This window comes from Streptomyces sp. NPDC058653, assembly GCF_042716895.1.
Lineage (GTDB): Bacteria > Actinomycetota > Actinomycetes > Streptomycetales > Streptomycetaceae > Streptomyces.
In genome coordinates this window covers 77750-83814 of record NZ_JBHXRM010000040.1, presented here as the reverse complement: position 1 = coordinate 83814, position 6065 = coordinate 77750, and the positions used below count along the sequence as shown (strand labels likewise).

General features: G+C 68.2%; 5 protein-coding genes. 1 reads left to right on the top strand and 4 read right to left on the bottom strand.

Annotated features, from left to right (window positions below):
• Positions 1 to 47: 47 nt before the first annotated feature.
• The 4 genes from ACFWU9_RS28270 to ACFWU9_RS28255 form a co-directional block, all read right to left on the bottom strand.
• On the bottom strand, positions 48 to 1574 hold the full coding sequence (locus ACFWU9_RS28270; protein ID WP_384323289.1) for a glycoside hydrolase family 3 protein: 1527 nt from the start codon (positions 1572 to 1574) through the stop codon (positions 48 to 50).
• A 6-nt stretch (positions 1575 to 1580) separates the two neighbouring features.
• Positions 1581 to 2480, bottom strand: a complete 900-nt coding sequence (locus ACFWU9_RS28265; protein ID WP_384323287.1) for a carbohydrate ABC transporter permease — start codon at positions 2478 to 2480, stop codon at positions 1581 to 1583.
• Entirely contained in the window at positions 2477 to 3496 is a 1020-nt protein-coding gene (locus ACFWU9_RS28260; protein WP_384323285.1) for a carbohydrate ABC transporter permease, read from the bottom strand. The genes ACFWU9_RS28265 and ACFWU9_RS28260 overlap by 4 nt, the downstream gene beginning before the upstream one ends.
• Before the next feature lie 202 nt (positions 3497 to 3698).
• Positions 3699 to 5000, bottom strand: a complete 1302-nt coding sequence (locus tag ACFWU9_RS28255) for a sugar ABC transporter substrate-binding protein (protein WP_384323283.1) — start codon at positions 4998 to 5000, stop codon at positions 3699 to 3701.
• 280 nt (positions 5001 to 5280) lie between these two features.
• Here ACFWU9_RS28255 and ACFWU9_RS28250 point away from each other — a divergent pair, with 280 nt between their 5' ends.
• On the top strand, positions 5281 to 6045 hold the full coding sequence (locus ACFWU9_RS28250; RefSeq protein WP_078075156.1) for a GntR family transcriptional regulator: 765 nt from the start codon (positions 5281 to 5283) through the stop codon (positions 6043 to 6045).
• The last annotated feature ends 20 nt before the right edge of the window (positions 6046 to 6065 follow it).

Genomic DNA, 6065 nt, shown 5'->3' with positions numbered 1-6065 from the left:
AGGGACCATCAGGTCCCCGGCCTCCGTCGTGGGTGCGTGGGCGTTGCTCAGGGACGGCCCGTCAGCGTCTCCGCCGCCGCGCGCCCGCAGACGCGTGCGGCGCCGTACGTGGCGATGTGCGGGCTCCCGGTCGGCCGGGCGTGGTTGACACCCATCTCGACGACGGCGGTGTCCGGGCGGGCCGCGAGGATGCCGTCCAGCACGTCCGCCATCCAGGAGTGCCGGTGCACGTCGCGTACGACGGCGACGATCCTGCGCTCGCCGGCGGCGGCCAGCACCTCGGCCGGCCCGTTCCCGCTGCCGTAGGTGGCGCCGTCGGTGCCCGGCAGCAGCTCGGCGAGTTCGGCGGCGACGCCCCAGGGTGTCTCGTCGCCGACGGCGATGTTCGCGACGGGCGCGAAGGAGGCGACGTACGGCGCCTCCTCGAGAGGCGCGAGCGGGCCTGTCACCCGTACGGCGCGGCGCGCCGCGACCAGCCCGATGTCGCTGCCACCGGCGGCCCCGCCGATGCCGGGCGCGGTCCCCTCCTGTGCTGCCGCGCCCGGCCCCGAAGACCCCCTCACCCGCAGCGTCCAGTCGGCGAGGGCGCGCACCCGCGCCGCCGCGTCGGCCAGCCGCTCCTCGGGCAGTTCGCCTTCCCGCACCGCGGTGACCAACGCGTCACGCAGTCGCAGGACGGTCTCCTCGTCGGCCAGACCGCCGCCGACACAGATCGCGTCGACGCCCGCGGCGACCGCGAGGACGGAGCCACGCTCGATCCCGTACGTCGACGCGATGGCCTGCATCTCGATGCCGTCGGTGACGATCAGACCCTCGAAGCCCAGTTCCTCTCGGAGCAGACCGGTGAGGATCCGCGGGCTGAGTGTGGCGGGGCTGTTCGGGTCGAGCGCGGGCAGCAGGATATGCGCACTCATCACCGATTTGGAACCCGCCGTGATCGCCGACCGGAAAGGTGCCAGCTCACGGGCGTGGAGCGTGTCGGAGCCGACGTCGATGCGCGGCAGCGCGTGGTGCGAGTCGACCGCCGTGTCGCCGTGTCCGGGGAAGTGCTTGGTGCAGGCGGCGACCCCGGCGGACTGGAGCCCTTCCACATAGGCGGCGGTGTGGCGCGAGACGAGCGCCGGGTCGGCGCCGAAGGAGCGGACGCCGATGACCGGGTTGTTGACGTCGGAGTTGACGTCGGCGGACGGCGCCCAGTTGAGGTTGACGCCGCACGCGGCGAGCCGGCTGCCCAGCTCGTGCGCGACGGCCCGGGTGAGGTCGACGTCGTCGACGGAGCCGAGCGCGTAGTTGCCGGGGAAGGACGACCCGTCCCGTACTTCGAGACGGGTGACATCGCCGCCCTCCTCGTCGATGGCGACGAGGATGTCGTCCCGCTCGACCCGCAGCTGGGCGGTGAGCGCGGCCAGTTGGGCCGGTGAGCCGATGTTGCGGCCGAAGAGACCGACGGACGCGAGACCTTCACCGATGCGCCGCAGCAGCCAGTCCGGGGCGGTGGTGCCGTGGAAGCCGGGCTGGAGGACTGCGAGGGCGTCGCGGGTCAGCGTGTCCGAGCTGTGCGTGAGAGTGGTCATCCGGCGCTATCCCTTTACTGCGCCGGACGTCAGACCGGTCGCCATCTTCTTCTGAATGATCATGAAGAACACCACCACGGGCAGCGCGATCAGGGTCGAGGACGCCATCAGCGCCCCGTAGTCGGTGCCGCGCTCGGTGGTGAAGGTCATGAGCCACACATTGAGCGTGTACTTGGAGTTGTCGTTGATCAGGATGTACGCGAAGAGGTACTCGTTCCACGCGTTGACCAGCGCGAAGATCGACGCCGCCGCGAGACCCGGGGCCAGCAGCGGGAAGATCACCCGCCGGAAGGCGCCCATCCGCGTACAGCCGTCGACCATGGCCGACTCCTCCAGCTCCACCGGGATGTTCACGACGAAGCCGCGGATCATGATGATCGCGAACGGCAGGGTCGACACCAGATAGACGATGATCAGGCCCCAGTACTCGTCCAGGCCCCCGATCGCGTTGAGCTGGGCGTAGATCGGAATCAGCATCGCCGTCGGCGGCAGCATCTGTACGAGGATCAGCACCATCAGCAGCGCGCGGCGGCCGAAGAATCTGAACCGGCCGATGGCGAGGGCCGCGAGGGTCGCGATGATCATGCCGCCGACGACCGCGGTGACCGAGACGATCAGGCTGGACTGGACGGCGGTGGAGAAGTTGGGCTGGTCGACGGCGCGGGCGAAGTTGTCGAAGGTGATCGACGACGGCCACAGCGTCTGGTCGTAGGACCGGATCTCGTGGTTGGGCCGCAGCGAGCTGATGACCAGCCAGTACACCGGGAACGCCATGACGACGGCGAAGAGAAGGCCGAGCACGTCGTAGACGCCGCGGGACTTCTTGCGGTCCGGGCGCAGCTTCTGCTCGGCGGCCGGGGGCGTGGCCGGGACGGGCGCGGGAGCGGTGGCGGTGGAGGTGCTCATTCGACCTCTCCTGTCTTCATCAGCTGACGCAGGTAGAACACGGCCACGCCGGACAGCAGAAGGACGGTGATCAGGGCGATCGCGGTGCCCTGGCTGAAGGAGGTGGACTCGAAGGCCTTGGAGAAGGAGTAGAGGCCGAGGGTCTCGTACTCGGGTTCGGGCTTGTTGCCGCGCAACAGCCAGATCTGGCCGAATACGTTGAAGTCCCAGATGACCGAGAGCGTGGTCACCATGACGAAGACCGGGCGGATGACGGGCCAGGTCACGAAGCGGAACACGCCGCGGACGTTGGCGCCGTCGAGGGCCGCCGCCTCCTCCAGCTCACGGGGGACCTGGGTGAGGGCCGCGTACAGCGTGATCACGACGAACGGGACGGCGCCCCAGACGACCAGCAGGGTGATGATCGCGAAGCCCTGCCAGGGGTCGAGGAACCAGTTGTGGCCGAGGAAGTCGTCGCCGGCGACCTTGGCGATCAGGGTGTTCAGCAGGCCGTAGTCGGAGTCCGACAGCCAGCGGAAGATCGAGGCGGCGACCATCAGGGGCATCGACCAGGCGGCGATCAGCGCCGCGGTCAGTGTCAGGCGCACCCAGTTGGTGAGCCGCGTCATCATCATCGCGACCAGCAGGCCGATCGCCATGGTGAGACCGACGCAGACGACCATGAAGAGGACGGTGCGGCCGGTGACGGACCAGAACTCGGAGTCCCCGAGGATGTTGGTGAACTGCTCGAAGCCGACCCAGGGCGGCGACTCCCCGGTCCACAGTTCGCGCCGGCCCATGTCCTGGAAGGACATGATCACGGTCTTGGTGAGCGGGAAGGCGTAGACGGCGGCGATGGCGACGATCGCCGGGAGGATCAGCAGGAACGGAAGGAGCTCGCCCTTCTTGCGGCGTCTCTTCCCGGTGGCCGGGGCCGTCCCCTTCTCCGGGCCCGGGCGGCCGTCTGTCCCTTTCGGGTCACGCGGTACCGGGGGCGCCGGCGGTCCGGCGGCCTCCTGCGTGTCGGCAGCAGTCACGTGACTGACCTTCCGTTTCATTCTCTGCACCGATTCCGCGCCCGAAAGGGCGGGGAGCGGGGGCCGGTGGTGACGTGGCCCCCGCCCGCCCGCCGGTGAGCCGACGGGCCTCCGGGGGCGGGGGGCACCGGAGGCCCTGGCGCTCAGGTTCCCGGGCCGGGGCCCCTGGGTCGGGGCCCCCGGCCGAGAGTGAGCCCTGGGGTCAGGACTCTTCGTTGATCAGTTCGTTGATCTTCGAGTCCGCTTCCTTCGTGGCGTCGGCCACGGAGTCGCCCTTGAGGATCGACAGGAGCAGGTTCTCCAGGACCTCCTCCTTCTCGATGGAGGTCCAGCCGGGCGCGATCGGGGTGAACCACGCGTCGGGCACGGCGTTGGCGATCGGCGCCGTCTCCGGCTTCGCCTTCAGCGGTTCGAGCTGCTTCTCGTTGTTCGGGAGGATGTTCTTGCCGGCGAGGACCTCCATGGACTTCTCGCTGGTGAACATCGAGACCCAGTCCTCGGCCAGGTCCTGCACCTTGGACTTGCTGGTGATGGCGAGGTCGGAGCCGCCGATGAAGGAGGGCAGCGCCTTGCCGTTCGGGCCGGGCATTCCGGCGGTGAGGATCTTGCCCTCGAGCTTCGGGTTGCCGTTGTTCTTGCCGTCGACGACGGAGCCCGACTCCCAGCCGTTGCCGTAGATGAGGGCCGCCTTCTCGTTGGCCATCACATTGGCGTGGTCCTGCTCGTCCTTCGTCTGGTCGGCCTTGTTGTACTTCTTGACCAGGTCGATGAAGTGCTGGATGCCCTTCTGCGACTCGGGAGAGGAGAGGGTGCCCTTCCACTCCTTGGCGCCCTCGTCGTACTCGGCGATCTTGCCGTCGTACGCGGCGACGTAGGACATGGCGGCGTACCAGTAACGGCCCGGCAGATAGAGGCTGGAGGCGCGCTTGTCCTTCTTGCCGTTCTCCTTCGCGACCTTGTCCATGGCCGCGAGCATCTCGTCCTCGGTCTCCGGCAGCGTGTCGAGGCCGGCGCCCTTCTTGAGCATGTCCGTGTTGTAGATGGCCACGCGCGCCCCGGCGTAGTACGGCACGCAGTACTGCTTGCCCTCGAAGGTGCAGGTGTCCTTGAGGCCCTGGATCCAGGTGTCCGAGTTGTCGTACTTCTTGGGGTCGACCTCGGCGACGGCGCCGTTGAGGATGTACTGCATCGTCTCGGTGTTGCCGAGCTCGACCACGTCCGGGAACTTGTCACCACCGAGCGCGGTGTCGAGCTTCTTGGCCTTGTCCGCCCACTGCTGGTACTGGACGTCGACCTTGACGTTCGGGTACTTCTCCTTGAACTGCGCGTTGACGTCCTTGACCAGTTCCGGCCAGGTGCTCTGCGCGTCCACCATCAGCCAGACGGTGACTGTGTCCTTGCGGTCCTTCGGGTCCTTCGCCGAGTCACTGTCGTCGGATCCACACGCCGCGACCGAGAACATCATGCCCGCGACGCCGATCGCCGCGATGAGCTTGCGCTTCACGCCACCCTCCTCAGGGATTCCTGCAACCCCCTCCCCACCGCGAAGACTTACGACGAGTACCACCGGGGCTGGGACCTGGTCTTTAATGGTTTAGACCAGTACGGGGAGCTTGGCCTAGACCTTTAGGGGTGTCAAGGGTGTATAAGAGGGCTGTCGTGTCCGTTATCGGACCGACACCTGGATCGGGGAGACGACCCGCGACCGGACCGTGCCACCATGTGAGCCGCAACAGACGGAGGAGCCGGTGACGGCAGCAGCGCAGGACTCGGGAAGGCAGACCATGGCCACGGACGGGGGCGGCACCGAGACCGAGAACGGGGCAGCTACCCGTACCGCACGCGTACCCAAGTACTACCGTCTGAAGCGGCACTTGCTCGATATGACGGAAACACTTCCCCCCGGCACGCCCGTACCACCGGAGCGCACGCTGGCGGCGGAGTTCGACACCTCGCGCACCACGGTGCGCCAGGCGCTCCAGGAACTGGTCGTCGAGGGCCGGCTCGAACGCATCCAGGGCAAGGGCACGTTCGTCGCCAAGCCCAAGGTCTCGCAGGCGCTCCAGCTCACCTCGTACACCGAGGACATGCGCGCACAGGGTCTGGAGCCGACGTCCCAGCTGCTCGACATCGGCTATGTCACCGCCGACGACACGCTGGCCGGACTGCTCGACATCACGGCCGGCGGACGCGTGCTGCGGATCGAGCGGCTGCGGCTGGCGAGCGGTGAGCCGATGGCCATCGAGACCACACATCTTTCGGCCAAACGTTTCCCCGCGCTGCGCCGCTCGCTCGTCAAGTACACCTCGCTCTACACGGCGTTGGCGGAGGTGTACGGAGTCCATCTGGCGGAGGCCGAGGAGACGATCGAGACGTCGCTGGCGACACCGCGCGAGGCGGGACTCCTCGGTACGGATGTGGGCCTGCCGATGCTGATGCTCTCCCGGCACTCGATCGACACCGCCGGGGAGCCGGTGGAGTGGGTGCGCTCCGTGTACCGGGGCGACCGGTACAAGTTCGTGGCGCGGCTGCGCCGGCCCACCGACTGAGACGGCGGGCGCCCGTCGAC

Bases quoted from the DNA above. Each gene is read 5' to 3' on its own strand.
- ACFWU9_RS28270 (WP_384323289.1), bottom strand. From the start codon at position 1,574: ATGACCACTCTCACGCACAGCTCGGACACGCTGACCCGCGACGCCCTC.
- ACFWU9_RS28265 (WP_384323287.1), bottom strand. From the start codon at position 2,480: ATGAGCACCTCCACCGCCACCGCTCCCGCGCCCGTCCCGGCCACGCCC.
- ACFWU9_RS28250 (WP_078075156.1), top strand. From the start codon at position 5,281: ATGGCCACGGACGGGGGCGGCACCGAGACCGAGAACGGGGCAGCTACC.